At 50.5% G+C, this 21096-nt stretch carries 15 protein-coding genes and 1 tRNA gene; 8 read left to right on the top strand and 8 right to left on the bottom strand.

The features are described 5' to 3' along the window. Positions 1-173: 173 nt before the first annotated feature. Positions 174-2603 carry a TonB-dependent receptor gene (locus tag GK091_RS22325; RefSeq protein WP_164042154.1) on the bottom strand — a complete coding sequence of 810 codons (2430 nt, stop codon included), beginning with the start codon at positions 2601-2603 and terminating at the stop codon, positions 174-176. A gap of 104 nt (positions 2604-2707) precedes the next feature. On the opposite strand from GK091_RS22325, the gene GK091_RS22330 reads away from it, so the two are divergent. The 4 genes from GK091_RS22330 to GK091_RS22345 all read left to right on the top strand — a co-directional run bounded on the left by GK091_RS22330 (position 2708) and on the right by GK091_RS22345 (position 6829). Then, positions 2708-3685, top strand: a complete 978-nt coding sequence (locus GK091_RS22330) for a helix-turn-helix transcriptional regulator (protein ID WP_164042156.1) — start codon at positions 2708-2710, stop codon at positions 3683-3685. 92 nt (positions 3686-3777) lie between these two features. Further along, positions 3778-4929: a glycoside hydrolase family 43 protein gene (locus GK091_RS22335; protein WP_164042158.1), complete on the top strand. Its 1152-nt coding sequence runs from the start codon at positions 3778-3780 to the stop codon at positions 4927-4929. Between the two features lie 191 nt (positions 4930-5120). Beyond that, positions 5121-5828, top strand: coding sequence for an SRPBCC family protein (locus GK091_RS22340; protein ID WP_164042160.1), 708 nt, complete (start codon positions 5121-5123; stop codon positions 5826-5828). A 152-nt stretch (positions 5829-5980) separates the two neighbouring features. Then, on the top strand, positions 5981-6829 hold the full coding sequence (locus tag GK091_RS22345) for an NHL repeat-containing protein (RefSeq protein ID WP_164042162.1): 849 nt from the start codon (positions 5981-5983) through the stop codon (positions 6827-6829). Positions 6830-6969: 140 nt separating this feature from the next. On the opposite strand, the gene GK091_RS22350 is transcribed toward GK091_RS22345, so the two are convergent. From GK091_RS22350 to GK091_RS22365, 4 genes are all read right to left on the bottom strand, one after another. Continuing rightward, positions 6970-8403, bottom strand: coding sequence for a TolC family protein (locus GK091_RS22350; protein WP_164042164.1), 1434 nt, complete (start codon positions 8401-8403; stop codon positions 6970-6972). Beyond that, positions 8393-11599, bottom strand: a complete 3207-nt coding sequence (locus GK091_RS22355) for an efflux RND transporter permease subunit (RefSeq protein WP_164042166.1) — start codon at positions 11597-11599, stop codon at positions 8393-8395. Before GK091_RS22355 ends, GK091_RS22350 begins: the two co-directional genes overlap by 11 nt. Positions 11600-11624: 25 nt before the next feature. Continuing rightward, positions 11625-12707, bottom strand: a complete 1083-nt coding sequence (locus GK091_RS22360; protein WP_164042168.1) for an efflux RND transporter periplasmic adaptor subunit — start codon at positions 12705-12707, stop codon at positions 11625-11627. An 84-nt stretch (positions 12708-12791) separates the two neighbouring features. Continuing rightward, positions 12792-12950, bottom strand: a complete 159-nt coding sequence (locus tag GK091_RS22365) for a hypothetical protein (protein WP_164042172.1) — start codon at positions 12948-12950, stop codon at positions 12792-12794. A 214-nt stretch (positions 12951-13164) separates the two neighbouring features. Between GK091_RS22365 and GK091_RS22370 the strand changes: the two genes are divergently transcribed. Both GK091_RS22370 and GK091_RS22375 read left to right on the top strand, forming a co-directional pair. After that, positions 13165-13851 (top strand): response regulator transcription factor, encoded by a 687-nt coding sequence (locus GK091_RS22370; protein WP_170312764.1) that lies wholly within the window; start codon positions 13165-13167, stop codon positions 13849-13851. A gap of 7 nt (positions 13852-13858) precedes the next feature. Continuing rightward, on the top strand, positions 13859-15259 hold the full coding sequence (locus tag GK091_RS22375; protein ID WP_164042174.1) for a sensor histidine kinase: 1401 nt from the start codon (positions 13859-13861) through the stop codon (positions 15257-15259). 36 nt (positions 15260-15295) lie between these two features. Here the strand turns inward: GK091_RS22375 and GK091_RS22380 are convergent, their stop codons facing one another. From GK091_RS22380 to GK091_RS22390, 3 genes are all read right to left on the bottom strand, one after another. Continuing rightward, positions 15296-16216: a helix-turn-helix domain-containing protein gene (locus GK091_RS22380; RefSeq protein WP_164042177.1), complete on the bottom strand. Its 921-nt coding sequence runs from the start codon at positions 16214-16216 to the stop codon at positions 15296-15298. Positions 16217-16307: 91 nt separating this feature from the next. Then, entirely contained in the window at positions 16308-17189 is an 882-nt protein-coding gene (locus tag GK091_RS22385; RefSeq protein ID WP_164042178.1) for an SDR family NAD(P)-dependent oxidoreductase, read from the bottom strand. 1128 nt (positions 17190-18317) lie between these two features. Further along, a tRNA-Ile gene (locus tag GK091_RS22390) sits at positions 18318-18391 on the bottom strand. A gap of 127 nt (positions 18392-18518) precedes the next feature. Here GK091_RS22390 and GK091_RS22395 point away from each other — a divergent pair. Both GK091_RS22395 and lpxD read left to right on the top strand, forming a co-directional pair. Then, positions 18519-19778 (top strand): HD domain-containing protein, encoded by a 1260-nt coding sequence (locus tag GK091_RS22395; RefSeq protein ID WP_164042180.1) that lies wholly within the window; start codon positions 18519-18521, stop codon positions 19776-19778. Between the two features lie 183 nt (positions 19779-19961). Then, positions 19962-20990: a UDP-3-O-(3-hydroxymyristoyl)glucosamine N-acyltransferase gene (lpxD, locus tag GK091_RS22400; protein ID WP_164042182.1), complete on the top strand. Its 1029-nt coding sequence runs from the start codon at positions 19962-19964 to the stop codon at positions 20988-20990. The last annotated feature ends 106 nt before the right edge of the window (positions 20991-21096 follow it).

Genomic DNA, 21096 nt, shown 5'->3' on the forward strand with positions numbered 1-21096 from the left:
GAATTGGTGGATACCTAACGAGGGTGCAAATTACTAAGATTCAGTCTAAATAAGAATGTTTGGCCGCTAATATTAACTGCTACGCGAAATGTCCATTTTTTAGACCGGGCTGGGGGGTAAGCCGGCTGTCAAGTGTCAACATCCAGCTTACCCCCCAGCCCGGTCTAAGCATATTATTTCAACCGATAAGACAGGGTCGTGACGAACTGCCGGGGCGGAATCGGCATGATGCTGTAGCGGTCATGAATCAGGTAGTTCAGCTCATTGGTGATGTTCGATACTTTGGCCAGAATCGAAATCTTCCGGTACGTATAGCCTGCCGACAGGTCAATTGTCGTGAAACTCGTTAGTGGAATCAGGCGACTGAACGCTGGTGTCTGACCATACGTATTGTTGTTTCCACCAAAACGAGCACCCGTGTAAAAGGCTGATGCGCCTAGTTTCAGACCCCGCAGTTGCGGCAGATCGAACGTGTAGAAAATAGTTGCATTCGCGGTGTGGGCCGGGTTGTTGGTCAGCCGTTCGCCTTCGATGGGGGAACCCCGAACGAGCGATGCCTTCGTGTACCGCATATAATTGTAGCCGTAGCCGGTGATGAAATAGAAGTTCTTCGACAGGTTACCCGTCAGGTCTATTTCCAGCCCATCACTCGTGGTCTGGCCCGTAAACTCTTTCACGTTCGCGTCGGCATTGGCCGTGCCATCGGCTTTGAGTGGTGCCATCTGTGCCAGATCACTGTTGACGATGTGGTAAACGCCCAGGTTCGCCGTGATTCGACCGTTGAACAATTCATTTTTTACGCCCGCTTCAACCTGATCGACGATAGACGGTTTCAGGATCTGTCCGTAAATGTCGACCCCCGTGTTGATCGTAAAGTTGTTGGCGTAGCTACCAAAAAACGACGTGGTTCGGGTAGGCTGATACAGCAAGGCCACTTTGGGCGAAAAGGCCGCATCGGTTTTGGTTTCGGCGGTTCCCCGCGTTTCAACCTGCGTGAGTTGGTTCAGAATGGTTGTCTGCACCGTTTTCTGCTGCGACCACCGAACACCCGCCAGAATCTTGACTTTATCCGACAGGCCGATCAGGTCTTGTACATAAAACCCCAACCGGGTCGATGGTGACGTGGTGCGGGTCGTTGCCGTAGCATCGGGAATGTCGGTGCGGGCTTCGAACAGGCTCGGATTCAGAATGTTTATTTTATCGTAGGCTGTTTTCCCCGCTCCGTAATTGACGGTATAGGCAGTGCTTTTGCTGACGATACCAACGATATCGCCACCCACCAGCAACTGATGCCCGACAGCGCCCGTGTTGAACCGGCCATTGAGGTTTATCTGGCCGGTGCTGTTCGCTTCGCTAGTCATGGTTCGGCTAAGCGTGCGGGTCCAGTCGCCCGTGGCCGATACGTTGTTGTTGGGGACACCCGCTCCGTAGGCGGTCACGTCGGTTCCCTGCGCGGAGGCAATGGCGGTCAGTTTCCAGTTGCTGTTAAACGCATGATCGATATTGAGGGAGCCAGAGGTCTGCTTTACATTGTTGTAAGCCCAGGGCGTATTGATGAACCGCGACCGGGGCACATCGGGGATGATCGCATCCTGATTCGCATTCAGCGACCCAATGCCATTGTCGGGTGTCAGGTCTGACTTCAGATAATCGCCCTGAAGCAAAATGGATGTCTTTTGGCCCAGTTTATAGAGCAGGGAGGGGTTGACATAGACCCGGTTTGTTTTGACCACATCCCGGTAGCTTTTGGCCGTTTCGTACGTTCCCACAACCCGGAAGGCGAGATTTTTGGCCAGCGGACCGTAGAGGTCAACAATGGGTTTATATAGGCCGTAGCTACCGACCCGCATTGATACTTCACCGCCATACTCGAACTTCGGCTTCTTCGTGACCATATTGATAATCAGTCCGCCGGATACATTACCATACAACAGGGCAGAACTTCCTTTCAACACTTCAACGGATTCCAGCGTGCTGGCTTCGGGGAAGCCCATCGTATTGGAGATCACCCCATTTTTGAAAATATTGCCACCGGCTCCCGCAATACCGATGCTGTAGCCCCGTGCCGAAAAGGTTTCGGCCACACCACCCCGTTGCTGGGTCAACGATACTCCGCTGACATTTTTCAGGACATCCCCCAGACGGGCTGCCTGCTGGTTCGCGATCACGACACTACTGACCACGCCCGTCATCTGCGGCATATCCAGCGGAGCAAGACCCGCTTTACCCAGCGTAACGACCTGGTTATTGCCGGTTACTTCGACTTCACTCAACTGCGATGTATTTTCAGCCAGTGAAAAATCGACCGTGATGGCTTGCCCACTCTGTACGGATATCGTCTTTTCCTGCGTTTGCAGGCCCACGAACGTAATCTGAAGGGTGTACGTACCCTGGTTTATTCCTTTCAGCTGATAAGTCCCGTCTTCTGCTGTGACCGTACCTTTTCGAATTTCTTTCAGACTAACATTAACGAAGGAGGCCGGATTACCATCGCTGGTTTTCACTAAGCCACGAATCGACCCGTGCGACTGAGCAAGGACCTGTACATTCAATAGAATCAGCAGGCTTAGGCAAACTATAGTACTAGTAAAAATGTGTTTCATTTATTTAGATTAATTCTAATTTATTGCAAATTTGTGGCTTGAAGCGGTAGAGTAGGTATCGCAAATGGGAAGATTCCTGTTGAAATCGGGCCAGTATGGAAATAATGCTAAAACTTAAGGGTGTTGACCTATTATTGCGACGGGAAGCCTTGGCAGGACCGGCAGGCGTAGAGAATCCTTTTCAGGAAAAACTGGCCCGCATCCAGCACGAGCAGATGGGTTGTATAACCGATACGCAGATTTCGACGGGGAATTTCTTTATCGCGCACTGTACCTTTCAGCTTACCCAATCTGTTCAGTTAAGCAAAGAAGTAGAGGAGGAGGTCATTCAGCTGGATTTTGCACTGCGGGGTGAAAGCCAGGGCCTGACGACGGAAACGACGAGCCGACAACGCTTTTCGACGGGCCAGCATAATATCTGCTACATTCCCCGTTCGAAGAGTACTTATGACTACTACGCGTCCGATCAGCCACTAGATTATTGTATCGTAGTGATTCCGAAAGAGACGTACATTCGGCTACTAGCGTCCAGCAGTGGGCTGCATCGGCAACTGGATACCCTGATGGCGCAGCAGAAAACAGGGTATGCCAGTGCCAAAAACCTCCCGATAACACCCCTGATGGACTGGCTGATCCGGGATATGCGTACCAGTCCGCGTACGGGGTCATTAAAGCGATTATTTCTGGAATCCAGAGTAACCGAACTGCTCATGCTTCAGCTCGAACAAATGCAGGGTACGCAGCCGATAGGTTTTCCATCAAAGACAGCGGATATCCGTAAACTGCACGAAGCCTGCGAAATACTGGACGCTTCCTATGCCGATCCACCAACGATTGTTGAACTGGCTAAGCTGGTGTGTCTGAATGAGTTCAACCTCAAACGCGGATTCAAAGAGCAGACCGGAACGACCATACTGGGCTATGTTACCCGACGCCGGATGGAGGATGCCAAACGCCTTTTGCTGGCGGGCGACAAAACGATCAGTGAAATAGCATACTGGGTTGGCTACAAAAATCCAGCTCACTTTACGGTCGCTTTTAAACAGTACTTCGGCGTACTCCCGAGCACCATCCGACGGTAGGCTGGCCGTGAATGATCAGCCGCTGATGGGCTATTTTTTGAACGAGTTTTCGTGGGAATCGTTTACACCGAAGAACGACAAAAATCCTTAACATGAAACGAATAATGCTCCTGGCTTTCCTACTCACTACGCTGTTTGGGCAGACCAGCAAGGCGCAGACAGCCCAACAGCCTGCCGCACCCAACATGACTTTTTCCAATCCATTACCCGTCCAGTTTGGCGACCCGTATATACTGAACACGAAGGGCACCTATTACATGTACGGCACCGGCGCAGGAGCGGATAAGGGTTTCGTGGCCTATTCATCAACGGATATGGTGAACTGGAAGAGCGAAGGGCAGGTCTATTTCCACGATAACAAAAACGGGTGGAGCGACCCAAAAGCAGCGTGGGGGGGCGCTTACTGGGCTCCCGAAGTATATGAAGTGAAGGGCAAGTATTACCTGTTCTACAGTGCCCAGTGGAAAGAAAATCCGGCCCGTGATCTGGAAAACTTCCGGATTGGCGTGGCCGTAGCCGATAAACCGACCGGGCCATTCGTTGACCTGGCGAACAAGCCCGTTTTCGACCCCGGCTACCCCATCATCGATGCCAACGTGTTGTTTGACACCAACGGCAAGGCGTACTTGTATTATTCGCGTTGCTGCTACAAGCATCCGGTCGAAAGCGACGTGGCCACGCTAGCCCGCGATAAGGGCTGGTTCAAGGAGATCGAAGAAAGCTGGGTGTATGGGGTCGAGCTCAAACCCGATTTCTCCGGCGTTATCGGCGAACCGGTTCTAATCCTGCGCCCTCCGGTCAAGCTCAGCGACAAACAGGCCGAATGGGAGAGCCGGTCGGTTACGGCCCGCGAAGTAAATCGCCGTTGGACAGAGGGCTCGGTTGCGTTTAAGAAAGATAACATCTATTACATTATGTACTCGGCCAATCACTTTGGTGGTCAGTACTACGCCATTGGGTACGCCACCGCTAGTTCGCCGTTGGGACCGTACACCAAAGCGGCTAACAATCCGATCTTGCAGAAAAATACGGACAAAGGTGGCTCCGTAACGGGAACGGGACACAACAGCATCGCGTACTCACCGGATGGCAAAGAGATGTTTTGTGTTTACCATGCGCGAACCGCCAAAACGGGCGATGAACGGGTCGTGTGCCTCGACCGGATGCACGTGAAAAATGGACGTATAACCATTCTTGGCCCGACCACCACGCCCCAGAAATTCCCCTCCGGCGCAACCCGATAAAAGTTCATGAACAAGCGTAGTGGGGTCTTGAATGCCACCTGGACCGCTATGCATTGACAGTAAAAACAACACTGTGCGTACGTTTAGTCGTAACGCTTTTGACGTGAAGTGCAACTATACCCTGATCAATTCGTTCTGTCAAAAGAGTAAAGGGCATTTTCAGCGGCTATTTTTTGCTGGATTGTTGACGTATGAACCGTATTTCCGTTAGAGTAGAGAAGCATGTTCCCTTACGAATGGGTGAAGCAAGCTACGTTAAGTGGCTTTTACTCGTCTGTCTTGTCGTAACCGCACAATGGGCCGCAGCGCAGTCCGAAGGTCAATGGCGTTTACGGAAGAACAAAGATCAAATTCAGGTTTACTCCCGACACACGGATGGAAGTCGGCTGGAGGAGCTAAAAGCGGTCTGCGTGATTCCAGGTACGATGAGCCAGCTGGTCGCTTTGTTGTCGGACGTAGACAACTACAAAGAAGTCCTTTACAAAACGAAAACGGCCCAGTTGTTACAACGCGTGAATGAAACGCGGTTTACCTATTACATCGTTAATGAGTTACCGGTCGTTCAGGACCGGGACATGGCAGTTCAGCTCACCTTCTCGCGCGATCCGGCCACTAAACTGCTCCACGTCCGAGGGGTTGGTTTGCCGAATCTGGTTCCCGAAAAAAAGGGGAACGTCAGGATTACGGATTGGCAAGCCGACTGGCAGGTTCGCGCTGACGAGAAGAAACGGACCTTGTCGATCACCTACACCTGCCGGGTCGATCCCGGTGGCTCGATTCCTGCCTGGGTACAGAATTTTGCCGCGACCGATGGGGTCTACAACTCGTTTATCCTGATTCGGGATAGCCTTCCCTTAGCGCGTTACCAGGGAAGAACATTCGCGTTTTTAGGGAATTAGCGCTAGTTTAGGGCAAGCCGGAGTGACACGTTTCTCGGTGTAGAATCAGACTCCATTTTACCGCACCGTAAGAATTGCGCTGAATTATCCGGACTAGCCGGGTAATATAAGCCGGGTCGTGGCTTTTCATGCATTCGTCTAAACCGACCACCATGAGAAAAACACTCCTTGCCCTGCCGCTTGGCTTACTCGCCAGTATATATACGCTCGTGCAGGCTCAAACCGTTGCCCTGAAACCGGTGTGGGAAAGCGATACGACACTGCGCACACCCGAATGTGTTTTGTTCGAGCCCAGCCAGAATGTCCTGTATGTTTCCTGCATCAATGGCAGCCCAAAGCCGGAAAATAAAAGTAGCTACATTGCCAAAGTGGGTCTGGACGGTAAGGTGATCAAGCTGAAATTTACCGACAACCTTAATTCCACCAAGGGGATGGGGGTGCTGAAGAATAAGCTGTACGTGACCGAGATGACGCAGGTCGCCGAGATCGATCTGGCAACGGGTAAAATCCTGAACCAATATCCCATCGACGGTGCCAAGTTTCTCAATGATATTGCCATCGATCCCCAGAAAGGCGTCGTGTACGTTACCGACTCGAATGATAGTAAGGTATGGGCAATAACGAATGGCAAGAGTAGTCTTGTTCTGGAAGGTGCTCCGCTAAAAGGTACCAACGGGCTGTTATTCGAAAACAACCAACTACTGATCGGTAATGGCGATGGCTCGTTACTGAGTCTGAATCCGGCAACCAAACAACTCAGCACGATAGCCAAAGGGATGGGTGGTATCGATGGTATTGTCGCTTTGGGCAACAAGGAGTACATCGTCACCGAGTGGGCTGGCAAAATCTGGCACGTTCGTGCGGACGGAACGACCGAACTAAAATCAGACACCTCCGCGCAGAAGATCAGCTCGGCAGATATTGGGTATAATCCGACTACCAAGATGCTGTTTGTACCGACGTTTTTCCACAATACGGTGAAAGCCTACTCACTCAAGTAAGTGTGTGCAAGTATTTGGTGGCAGGTTTTGACGCCTTGCAGATAACACGAATCGCACCGTATAGTCATTGAACGCATCAGGGCGAACTACCAATGGTAATTCGCCCTGATAGTTGATCAGAACCAGTGATCAACTAATCATCAATTCCAGCCGCCACCCAATGCCCGGTACGCATTGACCATGGCATTCATCTGTTGCATCCGGGTTTCGATAAGCTCGATCCGCGCTTCCAGAACATCACGCTGGGTCAGCAATACTTCCATATAGTCAGCTCGGGCCGACGTGAACAGTTTCAGCGATATGGCCGTCGATTTGTTCAGCGCATCCACCTGGTTGTTTTTGGTGGTGTATTTCTTTTCCAGATTATCCATGTTGGCTAGCTGGTTGGCCACTTCGATATGAGCGTTCAAAACCGTGCGCTCGTAATCGTAGACAGCCTGAATCTGTTTGGCACTGGCCGTCTTGTACGCAGCGGTAATGGCGTTCTTGTTAACCAGCGGGCCAACCAGATCCCCAACCAGCGACGAGATTAGGGCCTGGGGAATATTTCCCAGATACAGCGGACTGTAGGACATCACACCCAGCGAAGCGGACAGATTGAGCGTCGGGTAGAAATTAGCCCTGGCCACCCCTACATCCAGTTTAGCCGCTTGCAACCTCAATTCGGCCTGGCGAATATCGGGCCGATTTTCCAGCAGCTGAGAGGGAACACCCGCAGCCACTTTGGTCGGAATCAGCTCATTAAACGTATCGGAACTCCGCTGAACGTGTTGTGGAAACCGACCCATCAGGAAGTTGATCCGGTTTTCTGCTTCAACAATCTTCTGCTGAATTTCGTACTGAAGACTTTGCGTTTTAAATACCTCTGCTTCAAACCGGCGCACAGCCAGTTCGGTTACTTTGGCCGCTTCTTTCTCCTGCTTAGTAATCGACAGGGCGTTGTTCAGGATGACAAGATTCTTCTGAATAATATCCAGCTGATTGTCAAGCGCCATCAGTTCGTAGTACGATGTAGCGATCTCCGCGACTAGGTTCGTAACCTGAAAGTTCCTCCCCTCGACAGATGAAAGATACGTGGCAATGGCTGCTTTTTTTGAATTACGTAACTTATGCCAAATGTCCACTTCCCAACTGGCAAAAGCGGCTATGTACGTATTCGGTAAAACCTCGGGTGTTTCCCGTCCCGGTTTTATCTCGGAAAAGGCGTCAGCCGCGCCCTGGCTGGTGTAGCGGGACACTTTCTCAACACTTGCTCCACCACCCAGCGTAACGAATGGCCGATACGCCCCTGCTCTGGCCAGGACTTCGTTGTTAGCCACCTGAATTTCCTGCAACGTAATGTTTAGTTCCTGATTGTTATGCAGCGCCGAATCAATCAGAATGGCTAGATTGGGATCGGTGAAATAAGCCCGCCAGGTCGTTTTACCGGTGTTGGTGGAATCCTGCGAGTTGGAATAACTCGCAGGTACTGATCTATTTTCTGTTTTCTGAACCAGGCGCGGTACAGTACAGGCGGCATTGAGTAGGGTAATGGACGCTATCCCTAACCAAGTGACTATTCGTTTATTGCACATGATTTTCACTTTCTTCTGGTTGTGGGAAACTGTCAATTGAATGGGCCAGATCTTCAGTCAACGATCCTTCTTCTTCATCCCGGATCATCTTGCGGCCATCAGCCATCGTGCCAAAGATGTAGTATAAGCCTGGGATGATGATAACCCCGAAAATGGTACCGAACAACATACCACCCATGGCCGAAGCTCCGATGGTCCGGTTACCGATCGCACCGGCACCGCTGGCACTGATCAGCGGGATCAGACCGGCCACGAAGGCAAACGAGGTCATCAGGATCGGGCGGAAACGCACTCTGGCTCCTTCAATGGCTGCATTCAGAATCGTTTCGCCCTGCTGTCGTTTCTGGACGGCAAACTCTACGATCAGTACGGCATTTTTACCCAACAGACCAACCAGCATGATGAGCCCGATCTGCGCATAAATGTTGTTCTCCAACCCCATCAGCTTGAGCAGCAGAAACGAACCGAATATCCCAACCGGCAGCGATAATACTACGGCCAATGGAATGATGAAGCTTTCGTACTGAGCGGCCAACACGAAGTAAACGAAGGCCAGTACGATCAGGAACACATACAGCGTCTCATTTCCCCGGATGGATTCATCGTAAGAAAGACCTTCGAACGCGATGTCGTATCCTTTGGGCAACGTCTTGGCGGCAACTTCGCGGATGGCCTGTATGGCATCGGCAGTTGTGTAGCCCTTCGCCGGAAGTCCCTGAATGGCGGCTGAGTTATACAGGTTGAACCGGGTAATTTCATTGGGTCCCTGCCCTTTTTTCAGGCTCATGAAGGCCGAGTAGGGGACCATGTCACCCGCATCGTTCTTGACGAAAAGCTTTAACAGGTCGGAGGGAAGCCGTCTGAAGCTCGGATCGGACTGCACGTACACTTTGAAGAACTGGTTGAATTTGGTAAACCCTTGCTCGTACGTACTACCGATCATGATGTTGAGGTTGTCCATCGCTTTGCCGATAGACACGCCTTTCTGCATGGCCAGGTTGTTGTCGATCTCCAGTTCGTACTGTGGATAGTTGGCTGAGAAGAAGGTGAATAAGCCTGTAAGCTCCTGCCGCTTGCTCAGATCCGCCATGAACTGCTTGTTGATTTTATCGAACTCGCGGTAGTCCGTATCGGTCGTTTTATCAAGCAAGCGCATCGAAAACCCGCCTGACGTACCAAATCCAGGGATAGCCGGTGGTTCGAAAAACTCAACGACTGCGCCAAGGTTTCTCGTTTTCCCTTCGAGTTCTTCCATGATCTCCTTCACGTTCTTATCGCGATCTCCCCATGATTTCAGGTTGATCAGACACGTACCGGCGTTGGAACCCCGTCCTTCCGTCATGATCTCGTAACCGGCCAGCGACGATACCGATTCGATCCCCGGAACTTCTTCGCAAATCTTCTGAAGCCGTCGGGAAACCTCGTTCGTTTTCTCCAGTGTCGAGCCCGGTGGCGTCTGGATAATGGCATAAATCGTACTCTGGTCTTCGTTCGGAATAAATCCGGCAGGCAAAATCTTATTCTCGTAAGCGATTCCCAGACAGAATCCGCCGAGTATCAGGAACGTGAGAACCCTGCGGCTAACGATTAACTTCAAGAGACTTACGTAGCGTCCGGTCAGATTATCGAATACCCGGTTGAAACTGTCGAGTGCGCGGGTCAGCGGGTTTTTCTTGGGGGGATGACCATGGTGATTTTTCAACAACATGGCGCATAACACGGGCGTCAGCGTCAGAGCGATCAGGGCCGAAATCACAATGGAACTGGCCATCGTAATCGAGAACTGACGATAGAACGTACCAACCGGACCCGACATGAACGAGATCGGCAGGAATACCGATACCATCACCAGGGTAATGGCGATAATGGCTCCGCTGATCTCGCCCAGCACTTGCCGAACCGCGCCGAAGGGCGTCAGGTAGGGCTTTTCCTCCATCTTGGCGTGTACGGCTTCCACCACCACAATCGCGTCATCGACCACAATACCGATGGCTAATACCAGCGCAAAGAGAGTAATCAAGTTGATGGAGAGGCCAAATCCCTGAATCACGAAAAACGCACCGATCAGAGATACCGGAACCGCGAGGATCGGTATGAGCGTCGAACGCCAGTCGCCCAGGAATATGAACACAACCAGGGCAACCAGTAAGAATGCATCCCGCAGCGTATCGATTACTTGCTCGATCGACGCATCCAGGAAGTTGGATACGTCATAGCTGATTTTGTAATCCACACCCGGCGGGAAGGATTCTTTCATCACGTCGAGCTTCTTTTTTACCTGCTCGATAACGTCACTGGCATTACTGCCATAGTTCTGGCGCAACACGATAGCGGCCGACGGGTGACCATCCAGGTTCGAATAGATATCGAAAAATTCACTACCCAACTCAACGCGGGCTATATCGCGTAAGTGGATGCTTTCGCCCGCTGAGTTGGCCCGAATAATAATGCCTTCATACTCTTTCGGTTCACTATACCGGCCTTTATACGTAAGTACATATTCCAGCGACTGGGCCGCAATACCGGAACTTTGCCCGATCCGGCCCGGACGACCGATAATACTTTGCTCACCCACGGCCTTCATCACTTCATCTACGGAGACGTTGTAGGCCCGCATCCGTTCGGGGTTCAACCAGAGACGCATCGCATAGCGCCGGCTACCCAGAATCTGGGCTCTGGCAATCCCCGGCGTCCGCTGGATTTCGGGGATCATTTTAACGGTGGCGTAGTTGAACAGGAATTTTTCGTCAATGCTCTTTTCCTTAGAGTAGAGGTTGACGTACATCAACATACTGGGCTGAACGGGCGAAATGATAACCCCCTCGCGCTGAACCAGTTCAGGCAAAAGTGGCATCACCTGATCCACCCTTGTTTTCACCCTGATAACGGCAACGTTGGGGTCTGTTCCCGGTTCAAAAATAATCCGGAGGGTTGCTTCCCCCGCACTGGTTGCATCAGTCGCGATATAACGCATATCCTGGACACCGTTGATGGCCTGTTCCAGGGTAATGAGCGTAGATTTGACCAGTACGTCGGCACTGGCGCCGGGATAAGCAATGAAGATATTGACCGTGGTAGGGGCAATATCGGGGAATTGCGAGATAGGTAACTTCGTAATAGCCAGTATGCCGATAAAGACGATCATGATCGAGATCACGATCGCAAATACGGGCCGGCGGATGAATTTACTAAACATATCTTCTGGATTTTAGCGTGTCTGATTACTCGGCATACAAACTTAGATTGGCGATAACAGACGCTGGCTGTACGAATTTGTACTGTATTTTTTCGTTTTCTTTCACCTGCCGTAAGCCTTCCAGAAGGATCTTATCATCTTGATTCAGCCCGGAGCGAACAACAAAAATGTGCGGCATTTCGGCGGCTATCGTGATTTCCCGCGACCGCACTTTGCTGTCTTTATCGATCACGTACACGTACTTCTTTTCCAGCACTTCGAACGTGGCTTTCTGCGGGATGATCAGGGCATTTCTCATCGGTAAGGTCATCTGGATATTACCGGTTTCGCCGTGCCGCAATAGTCCGTTGGGGTTGGGGAACGTAGCCCGGAAGGCAATGTTGCCTGTTTCGTTGTTGAAGTCGGCCTCAATGGTCTGAACTACCCCAGATTGATTGTATAATCGCTGATTGGCCATCAGCAGGTTGACGTTCTTCAGGTTTTCTTCCTGAGCGTGGGTTTTGTAGTTCAGATACTCGGCTTCCGGCACGTTGAAATACACCCACATTTTACTGTTGTCGGAGAGGGTGGTCAGCAAATCACCCTCGTTCACCAGGCTACCCAATCGTACCTGAAAATGGTCCATGATCCCATCGAAAGGTGCCCGCACTTCGGTGAATCCCAGGTGTATCTGGGCGACGGACACTTCCGCTTTTGCCTTGTCTAACTTCGCTCGGGCCAGGGCCAATTCATTTTTAGAGACAATGTTGCTGTCCGCCAGTAATTTCGTGTTCTTGTATTCGACGTCTACGTAGTTAGCTTCGGCCTGGGCTTTCAGTAATTCGGCCTGGTACTGGATCGGCAGAATTTTAAACATGAGCTGCCCTTTTTTGACGTACTGCCCTTCATCCACAAAAATTTTCTGTAGGTAACCCTTTTCCAGTGCCCTCAATTCGATGTGCTGGATCGAGTGAATCTGAGCCACGAAGTCATTGGTGATCGTCGTGTCTTTTCTCAATGGACTGGTGACCAGGTATTTGGTTTCCTCTTCTTTTTCTTCTTCTTTTTTTGCGCAGCTTGCGAGGCACAACAAGGCACACAAGCTCATAAACACAAGCATTCTATTCATAACAATCGTATGTTTTACACGAATCTATTTTGACAATTTTTAAGAGCAGCAGGGATTGGCCACCGCGTTGATTTCCTGGTAGACTCATTTACTTGTCCGGTTCGACACAGGGCTGACCGAACGCTGAAAGACAGGGAGAAGACCAGGCTGAGAAGAATGTTGGGGCGGAGCCTGAGCCGGTGAAAATCGGGTTAGCTCATGAAATACTGTCAATTCATCGAACGAAGCGGATTCCAGTTTCATAGTTGTATTCAGGAAATGGGAATGTAAAGGGATCTCCCAGGCGTAGTCAGCGATCTGCAGGGCTTTTTTAGGCCCCAACTAACTGATGCAAAAGTAGATTTTGAGGGAATGGTCGACATTAACGAATCTTAAAGAAACGATTAGAAGTTTATAAAGAGCGTGCTTTGGCAACAAGGTTCTATTAATTTGGCAGTCGTTAATTTCTGTAATACCTATGCGAATTCTGGTAGTTGAAGATGAGCTTAAGCTGGCTGTATCCCTGAAAAGAGGGTTGGAGGAGTTCGGTTTTCTGGCTTCTGTAGCCCTCGATGGGGCGTCTGCCCGGCGGGCCATTGACTTTGGCGACGTTAATCTGGTCATCCTGGACGTTAATCTACCCGACGTCAGTGGGTTCGCTTTATGCCGGGAAATTCGTACCCGCAATGCGTATTTGCCTGTCATCATGCTGACGGCCCTCGGAACGATCGAAAATAAATTATCGGGCTTCGATGCCGGCGCGGACGACTACCTGATGAAGCCGTTTGAGTTCAGCGAATTGCTCGCCCGAATTCAGGCAATCCGGAAGCGCAGTCAACAGGCGAATAACCCCCTCGACGCGAGCCGGTTGATTTTAGCCGATCTGGTGCTTGATCTCCGCGAAAAATCAGTGAGTCGGGCTGGGCACCCGATCAATGTGACGCCCCGCGAAATCGCCCTGCTCGAATATTTTCTGCGGCATCAGGGGACCGTGTTGACCCGCAATGAAATTGCCGAGAATGTGTGGGACATTCCCATCGATTCGGGAACGAATCTGATCGATGTGTACATCAATTCGCTTCGCAAAAAGATCGATAACGACTTCCCGACAAAACTTATTCACACCCGGAAAGGTATTGGCTATATGATGAAAGCGGAAGCCTGACCCACCGATGAACCTCCGTACCCGACTATCGCTCACGTTTATTGCCGTCGTATCGCCGGTTTTATTGCTCTTCCTGGGTAATTTCTACTCCTATTTTGAGCTGTCGAAGCAGGAGGAGTTCCTGATCAAGCTGAAAAATCGGGCCATCACCATGACGCATCTGCTGGTCGAGAAACGGTCGATCAATGAGTCGTTGCTCCGGCGGATTGACGAGGATACCTATACGTCCTATTCCGACCGGCGCGTTGCCATTTTTGATCAGCGGAACCAGCTGCTCTATGACAGTGGCGAGCTGGATAATCCCGGCAAGATTGGCCCTTCTTTTCCGATAACGACCACATTACTGAATGAGATCGGTCAGCAGCATGAAGTCGCGATCAAGGATGGGAAACGGTCGGGAGTTGGGTTGTTGATTCATCACCAGGGGCAGGTGTTCAAGGTGGTTAGCTACGGAATCGATGACTACGGCATTCAAAAAACGAAGGAAGCCATTTTTGTGTCGGGGGCTTCGTTCGTGGTCGCTTTTCTGCTGGTTATTGCGTTGAGCCGGCTTTTTGCCCGGCGGTCCATCAAACCTATTGCCAACATGATGCACCAGATCGATCAGATCACCGTATCGAACCTGGATACCCGCCTGGCGATCACCAATGAGCAGGATGAAATAGGTCGATTGGCACTCGCCTTCAACCAGATGCTCGATCGGATTTCGGCATTCGAACTTCAGCGGAGTTTTGTATCCAATGCCTCCCATGAGTTGCGAACGCCACTGACGCTGTTGACCAATCAGATTGAGGTCGCGTTGATCAAGGCTCGCTCGGTGGAGGAATACAAGCAGCTATTGATTTCGCTCCTGGAGGATATCAACCAGCTCAATGCTCTGTCGAATGGTTTACTTGAACTGGCTCAATTCGATGCGAAGCAGATTCATGTGGCCTGGTCGCCCGTTGAACTCGACGGCGTACTTTATGAAGCGGTGGCCGCTGTCCTCCAGAAAAATCCGACCTACAGCGTCACGCTGGCAACCGATTCGTCGGAGGAATCCCTGCCGTCGATCCAAGTGGAGGGTGAAGAGTCCCTGCTAAAGACGGCCTTTATTAATTTGATCGAGAACGGCTGTAAATTCTCATCGGACCACCACGCCCGGTTGATCGTTCAGCTTCGGGAAACGGATGTTAAAGTCGACATTGAAGACAAGGGCATTGGTATTGCCGACTCGGATCTGATTTACGTTTTTCAACCTTTCTACCGCTCTGCTAATGCGCGAACCATAAAAGGGAACGGCATTGGCCTTTCGCTCACCGAAAAAATCATCAAACTGCACGGAGGCTCTATGTCGATCCAGTCAGCGTTAAATGAAGGAACGACATTTAGTGTCTATCTTCCTCATCAGGCCCACAAAATCGGTTGACAACGCATTCGATTTAGAAGGAGGGAACTCGCTTATTTAACTGAACGAGCGTCTGAAGGCTACCGGCGAGAGGTTGGTTTTCGTTTTAAAGAGCTTACTGAACGATTGCGAGTGCTCAAAGCCCAGCGTGTAGGCGACTTCGCTCACCGATAAGCTGGTGGTCGACAGGCTTTCCTTGGCTTTTTCGATCAGCTTATCATGAATGTATTGCTGGGCATTTTGCCCGATCAGGGACCGCAGCATATCACTTAAATAACTGGGCGATAAGTGAACCTGTTCGGCCAGGTAGCCGACCGTGGGCAGTCCCTGGCTCAACGATGTTTTATTGGCAAAATAGTGCTCCAGAATCTCTTCCAGTTTTTGGAGAAGATCATGGTTTACTGCGTTGCGGGTAATGAACTGACGTTTGTAAAAACGATTCGCGTAGCTCAGTAACAACGCCAATTGAGCAATAACGACGGGCTGACTGAAGTCGTCGATCCGGCCAGCCAGTTCCTTTTCGATCATGCTGAAAATCTCGAAGATCGTTTCTTTTTCCTCTTCAGAAAGGTGTAACGTTTCGTTGGTTGAATAGGAGAAGAAGCCATACTGCTTTATGGTTTTGGCCAGCGGATAGCCCAAAAAGAAATCCGGATGAATCAGCAGCGTATAGGCTGAACATGCACTGACATCGTTGTCATGGCTGCCGATGAGCTGGCCCGGAGAAGCGAACAATAAACCACCCTCATCAAAATCATAATAACTCTGGCCGTACTTTAATTTGCCGTTCAGTTTGGGTTTGTACGCGATCTTGTAGAAGCCCAGCACGTGGTAGTGGGGAAGCCTGGACCCGTCGACCTGCGTATAGGACCCGTTGATCAAACTGACCAACGGATGTTGGGGCTTCAGAAGACCAAAGGCCCGGTGTGCATCGGCTAGGGACTCAATTCGTATCGGGTTGTTTTCGTCTTTATTCATCGCTCAGTACCTGAAAAATGATAACCGACAGTAGGTCAACGATCGGTTATCATCGCTGTTTCATCAAGCAAATTTTTTGGTTGCGGGTTCCCTAGCTGGCTTGACCCTGAGCGGAGTTGGACACGGCTTCCCACGCTTCCCAGGTCGCCAGACGCTCCGCGTAGGCAGTGCGTACCCAGGGTAAATTATGACTACCCAGAAAGAACCGCAGCGGAGGATTTTCGGCATCCACAATGCTGAAGAGCGCTTCCGGCGTTGCCGCCGGGTCACCACGTTCCATGTCCTTTAGACCACCAACGAACTGCGCCTTGAAATCGGAGTAGATGTCAAGACCCTGGGCGAACTTCAGCGATTCCTGGCTGCCGAACTCAGTAGCGTAGGCACCCGGTTCGATGATCGTTACGTTAATACCAAACGGTTTAACCTCCGCAGCCAGGCTTTCGTGGATGGCTTCGAAAGCCCATTTCGACGAACAATAATAGCCAATCACTGGCAGGGTTACATGACCAAGGTTGCTCGATGTACCCAGAATGTGACCACCACCCTGTTTTCTCAACAAGGGCAAAGCCGCCTGAATAACGGCCACCGGGCCGATGACATTGGTTTCGTAGAGGGCACGGATATCGTCTGCGCTGGCTTCCTCAATGGTGCTGACCAGTGAGTAGCCGGCATTGTTCAACACAATATCAAGCCTGCCGAAGTGGGCATGAGCTTGCTCAACGGCTGTTTTGACTTGCTCCGGACGTGTCACATCAAGTTCTAGTGTGAGCACGTTTTGACCATACGTTTCCTTCAGGTCAGCAATGCTTGCCACGTTACGGGCGGTGGCTGCTACCTGGTCACCCCGTTTCAGAGCGGCCTCGGCCCAAACGCGACCGAACCCGCGGGAAGCGCCCGTGATGAACCAGATTTTAGGCGTCGTTCCGGGAGTTGGTGCCGTTTGGCGGGTTGCCTTTTCATTTTGCTGTATCATGTTTTCTGCCTTAACGTTTAGAGGTACGGCAAAGGTCAGGCGCTACAGGCGATCGCCTGTAGTCTAATTGAGGGCATTTGTAGCCAAAATGAGAAAAAGACCGTATGAAGCCAGTCGCACACGATAGCACCTACTAGACATGCATAGTTGCTCGCAATCAGGAAGAAATTGACAGTGTGAGATCGTTAAGCAGCTTCTTGGAAAGTAATGGAATTTATCTGTACGGAACTGCCAGGGCACGCTGCTGGGCTTATTAATGACTGTACCGCTAGCTCAACGCTTTATCTGATCTGGCGGCTGGCGTGTTTAGTCGCTAGTGTGTACTGCATTAGTGTAGTGAATGGTAAGTTACTTACAAAGCCTGGCGGATGTCAGGCTTCTGTTTTTCTATACATGGCCATTTCAACCATCCATTGGCGCAGTATATATAGTAGACTATTTATTAGAAAAATAAAACATTAAGTAACCCGATCAGTTATAATACACGATCGGGCTAAGTGAATTATCTTTATCCAGCTTCAAAAGTAAACAAAGGGTCGTCTACGTACAAAGAAATTTATCATTTGGTGAATGCCTGATCTTTCGTGGCACTCTTGGCAAAGAGCCTGACCTAGTCGGGCTTTTTTCGTGCCCCACTCCCTAATTACATTGTCCATTACCCACCAGGGCGTGTTGGGTGATCAAGGAATGAAAGTTAGAAAAGAAGCATCGGACAGGGCCTGGCTAGTATAGTCAGGCTTTTGTTTGTAACCGCTATTTGCTGCATCCGGGTTGGTCTTGTCCGCGTTAGAGGGGCAAAACATAGCCATTCCAATCGGTTTTTTCGTTGGCAAGAATCGGCAAGCCGCGGGATTATGAACCTCTTTAGGAGACAGCCATTTCACGTAGATAGCGTTTCCTGATCGTGTAGATGACCTCACATACCGCCTGTTCGGATATTTCTAGGTGCTTAAACAGGATCGACACTACGAAAACGTTCATTACCTGGTCACCAGCTGACAGAGAAGAATGGATCTGAGGGGACGTTTCCAGCGTGGCGTCTGGCTTCTCTTTTTCGGGCGTTACTCAGATTAGAGTGAAAACAAAAAAAGCACTTACAATGAACTTGTAAGTGCTTGATTATGAACGTGGGCCAGCCTGGACTCGAACCAGGGACTTACTGATTATGAGTCAGGCACTCTAACCAACTGAGTTACAAGCCCGTTGCTGATCGATTACTCGTAGTCAGCGATGCAAATTTACGGTTTTTTCAACAGAATCGTAACATCGCGCTAATTATGCGTAAAAAATCCTGTCAATCCTGTAGTGCCCTATCCTTATCTTTGTTGAATGTCAGCGTTTAACAAGAAAAAAATTCTTAATGATCCGGTTTATGGATTCATTACAATCCCAACCGACTTGCTGTTCGATCTGGTCGAACATCCGTATTTTCAACGATTACGGCGGATCAAACAGCTGGGATTGTCTGAATACGTGTATCCGGGAGCGCTCCATACCCGTTTCCATCACGCCCTGGGCGCTATGCACCTGATGGGCCAGGCTACCCATACACTCCAGAGCAAAGGGCATCATCTGTCCGAAGACGAGTGCGAGGCTGCGCAAGTGGCTATTCTGCTGCATGATATTGGCCACGGACCATTTTCGCATGTCTTGGAATGCTGTTTGCTCGATAATGTGCACCACGAGCGAATTTCACTGCTGTTCATGCACGACCTGAACCGGCAGTTCAATGGTCGGCTCACGATGGCGATCAGCATGTTCGAGGGAACATACGAGCGGCCATTCTTTCATCAGTTGATTTCGAGCCAACTGGACATGGATCGGATGGACTACCTCAACCGGGATGGGTATTATACCGGTGTGGCAGAGGGGGCCATTGGTGCCGAACGGATCATCAAGATGCTCGATCTGGTAGACGATCAATTGGTGGTGGAGGCCAAAGGAATTCTGAGTGTCGAAAATTTCCTGAATGCCAGACGGCTAATGTACTGGCAGGTTTATCTGCATAAAACGTCGATCTGCTGTGAGTCGATGCTGATCCAGATTCTGCGTCGGGCCCGGTTTCTCATTCGGCAGGGTGAACCGGTTTTTGCACCCCCGGCTTTCCTGCTGTTTCTGCGGGAAAGCGTGACACTTGATGCTTTTCTGGGAAGTTCAATCTATCTAGAAGCCTTCAATCAACTCGACGATTATGACATTTGGGGGTGTATAAAACAGTGGGCCCTGCACGACGATTTTGTGCTGTCGACGCTTTGCCGGATGTTGCTGGATCGACGACTGTTCAAGATTATGCTGTCAACCGAACCCTTTGCGGTTGAGTTGGTACAGGAGCTTGAAAACCAGCTGCGTCAGCTTGGGTTGCCCGACGACGAGCTCTCGTATTTTCTGGTCGAAGGTCAGGCGACCAACGCGGCTTATCTGCCTTCGGGCGACCGGATAAACATTAAACTGAAAAGCGGTAACGTCATTGACATCGCCGATGCGTCGGATTTGTCGAATATTCGCGTGCTGACCAACATCGTCCGTCGGCATTATGTCTGCTGGGCAAAAGAATTGACCGTTGATCATCGGATTGTTAAATCACAGTGAAGTTGAGTGAACACCAGGGTTATTTGTTGCTGGCATTCTGCGGTCTATCTACGAAATCCACCAATTACGCAACCATGTTCGACTATTTCCGGGGATTTTATCCGAAAAGTGCAATTTGTTATCTACCTTAGCGGCCAAAATAGTCGGTACAAGCGGCTGTTTTGCGATGGTTGTCATACGCATATGGAGTTTACAGTCAAGCAGATTGCCACTTTACTGGGAGGTGACGTCGCCGGAAATGATACACTGGCGATAACCAAATTAGCTAAAATAGAGGAGGGGAGACCCGGCGACATTTCGTTTTTGTCGAACCTCAAATACGAACCGCATCTCTACACAACGCAGGCGTCGGCGGTGATTGTTGACCGGTCCTTCCAGCCCCGAAAGCCAGTTGGGCCAGCCCTTATTTTTGTCGAGAATTCGTACAGTGCGTTCACCCGCTTGCTGGAAGAATATTACCAACGGGTAAGCTTTGCGCGTGTCGGTGTCGAGCAGCCTGCCTTTGCCGGCGAGGGCGCTCAGTTTGGTGAGGAGGTGTATCGGGGGGCCTTCTCCTACGTAGGCCGAAACTGCCAGATTGGGCATAACGTCAAAATTTACCCGCATGCCTACATTGGCGATAATGTGCGTATTGGCGATAACACCATCATCAACACCGGTGCCCGAATTCTGGACAATTGCATCATTGGTCAGTACTGCGTCATTCACCCGAATGTGGTCATTGGCAGTGAAGGGTTTGGTTTTGCGCCCCAGTCCGATGGCACCTATAAAACCATTCCGCAGCTGGGCAATGTCATTCTGGAAGACTTCGTCAACATAGGCTCCAACACGACAATCGACTGTGCAACAATGGGTTCGACAATCATTCGACAAGGGGCTAAACTGGATAATCTTATTCAGATTGGTCACAACGTCGAAATTGGGCGAAACACGGTAATTGCCGCACAGACGGGGATTTCCGGCTCGACCAAAATCGGTGATAACTGCACGATTGCCGGTCAGGTTGGTTTTGCGGGTCACCTCACCATTGCCAACGGCACGAAAGTTGGTGCGCAATCGGGCGTTGGTAAAAACGTAACCGAAGAAGGTACGGCGATCAACAGCTCACCCGCTTTTGGTTTAAAAGAGAGTATGCGCTCACTGGCGGTTTTCCGGCGATTGCCGGAGTTGGAACGGCGACTATCAAACTTGGAAAAGAAAACTGACAACTAGGTTACAGGTTACGGTTAACAATGGTCACTGACAGACCCGGCAGCGAGGCTACCAGTACGCATCGGTCGGACAACATCGTGAACACTGCAAACCGAACACTGAGAAC

Origin of the sequence: Spirosoma agri, from assembly GCF_010747415.1 — a bacterium.
Taxonomy (GTDB): Bacteria; Bacteroidota; Bacteroidia; order Cytophagales; family Spirosomataceae; genus Spirosoma; species Spirosoma agri.

Bases quoted from the DNA above. Each gene is read 5' to 3' on its own strand.
- GK091_RS22325 (WP_164042154.1), bottom strand. From the start codon at position 2,603: ATGAAACACATTTTTACTAGTACTATAGTTTGCCTAAGCCTGCTGATT.
- GK091_RS22365 (WP_164042172.1), bottom strand. From the start codon at position 12,950: ATGAAACTGGAATCCGCTTCGTTCGATGAATTGACAGTATTTCATGAG.
- GK091_RS22355 (WP_164042166.1), bottom strand. From the start codon at position 11,599: ATGTTTAGTAAATTCATCCGCCGGCCCGTATTTGCGATCGTGATCTCG.
- GK091_RS22375 (WP_164042174.1), top strand. From the start codon at position 13,859: ATGAACCTCCGTACCCGACTATCGCTCACGTTTATTGCCGTCGTATCG.
- GK091_RS22370 (WP_170312764.1), top strand. From the start codon at position 13,165: ATGCGAATTCTGGTAGTTGAAGATGAGCTTAAGCTGGCTGTATCCCTG.
- GK091_RS22385 (WP_164042178.1), bottom strand. From the start codon at position 17,189: ATGATACAGCAAAATGAAAAGGCAACCCGCCAAACGGCACCAACTCCC.
- GK091_RS22395 (WP_164042180.1), top strand. From the start codon at position 18,519: ATGTCAGCGTTTAACAAGAAAAAAATTCTTAATGATCCGGTTTATGGA.
- GK091_RS22340 (WP_164042160.1), top strand. From the start codon at position 5,121: ATGAACCGTATTTCCGTTAGAGTAGAGAAGCATGTTCCCTTACGAATG.
- GK091_RS22330 (WP_164042156.1), top strand. From the start codon at position 2,708: ATGCTAAAACTTAAGGGTGTTGACCTATTATTGCGACGGGAAGCCTTG.
- GK091_RS22345 (WP_164042162.1), top strand. From the start codon at position 5,981: ATGAGAAAAACACTCCTTGCCCTGCCGCTTGGCTTACTCGCCAGTATA.
- GK091_RS22360 (WP_164042168.1), bottom strand. From the start codon at position 12,707: ATGAATAGAATGCTTGTGTTTATGAGCTTGTGTGCCTTGTTGTGCCTC.
- GK091_RS22380 (WP_164042177.1), bottom strand. From the start codon at position 16,216: ATGAATAAAGACGAAAACAACCCGATACGAATTGAGTCCCTAGCCGAT.
- lpxD (WP_164042182.1), top strand. From the start codon at position 19,962: ATGGAGTTTACAGTCAAGCAGATTGCCACTTTACTGGGAGGTGACGTC.
- GK091_RS22335 (WP_164042158.1), top strand. From the start codon at position 3,778: ATGAAACGAATAATGCTCCTGGCTTTCCTACTCACTACGCTGTTTGGG.
- GK091_RS22350 (WP_164042164.1), bottom strand. From the start codon at position 8,403: ATGTGCAATAAACGAATAGTCACTTGGTTAGGGATAGCGTCCATTACC.